Genomic DNA, 614 nt, shown 5'->3' with positions numbered 1-614 from the left:
ATCTCGAACACAGAAGTTAAGCCCTTCAGCGCTGATGGTACTTAGGTGGTAACGCCTTGGGATAGTAGGACGTTGCTAGTTTTTATTCTTAGGTAGCTCAATGGTGGAGCAACCGGCTGTTAACCGGTAGGCTGTGGGTTCGAGTCCCACCCTGAGAGCCATATTGGCCGGAGTGGCGGAACAGGCAGACGCACAGGACTTAAAATCCTGCGATCCTCATACGATCGTATCGGTTCGATTCCGATCTCCGGCACCAATACACAAAATTTCATCGCGGGGTAGAGCAGTCTGGTAGCTCGTCGGGCTCATAACCCGGAGGTCGTTGGTTCAAATCCGGCCCCCGCAACCATTATGGCGGTGTAGCTCAGTTGGCTAGAGCATACGGTTCATACCCGTAGAGTCGGTGGTTCGAATCCACTCGCCGCTACCATTTAAATATGTATTAGGCCCTATGGTCAAGCGGTTAAGACACCGCCCTTTCACGGCGGTAACCCGGGTTCGAGTCCCGGTAGGGTCACCATAATATTTTGTTATTTCGGGCGCATAGCTCAGTTGGGAGAGCACCTGCCTTACAAGCAGGGGGTCACAGGTTCGAGCCCTGTTGTGCCCACCAT

6 tRNA genes and 1 rRNA gene are annotated in these 614 nt (G+C 53.3%); all 7 read left to right on the top strand.

The window, feature by feature from the left end:
* Positions 1 to 81 (top strand): 5S ribosomal RNA (gene rrf, locus D3Z33_RS17240); the annotation flags it as partial.
* A gap of 5 nt (positions 82 to 86) precedes the next feature.
* A tRNA-Asn gene (locus D3Z33_RS16485) sits at positions 87 to 161 on the top strand.
* A 5-nt stretch (positions 162 to 166) separates the two neighbouring features.
* Positions 167 to 256, top strand: a tRNA-Leu gene (locus D3Z33_RS16480).
* A gap of 16 nt (positions 257 to 272) precedes the next feature.
* A tRNA-Met gene (locus D3Z33_RS16475) sits at positions 273 to 349 on the top strand.
* A 4-nt stretch (positions 350 to 353) separates the two neighbouring features.
* Positions 354 to 430: transfer RNA gene (locus tag D3Z33_RS16470), tRNA-Met, on the top strand.
* Between the two features lie 15 nt (positions 431 to 445).
* A tRNA-Glu gene (locus tag D3Z33_RS16465) sits at positions 446 to 520 on the top strand.
* 17 nt (positions 521 to 537) lie between these two features.
* Positions 538 to 613, top strand: a tRNA-Val gene (locus D3Z33_RS16460).
* Position 614: the final 1 nt, after the last annotated feature.

This window comes from Senegalia massiliensis, assembly GCF_009911265.1.
In the GTDB taxonomy this organism is placed as follows: domain Bacteria; phylum Bacillota; class Clostridia; order Tissierellales; family SIT17; genus Anaeromonas; species Anaeromonas massiliensis_A.
Note: the sequence above shows the minus strand (reverse complement) of the source record. Positions and strands in the feature narration are given on the sequence as shown.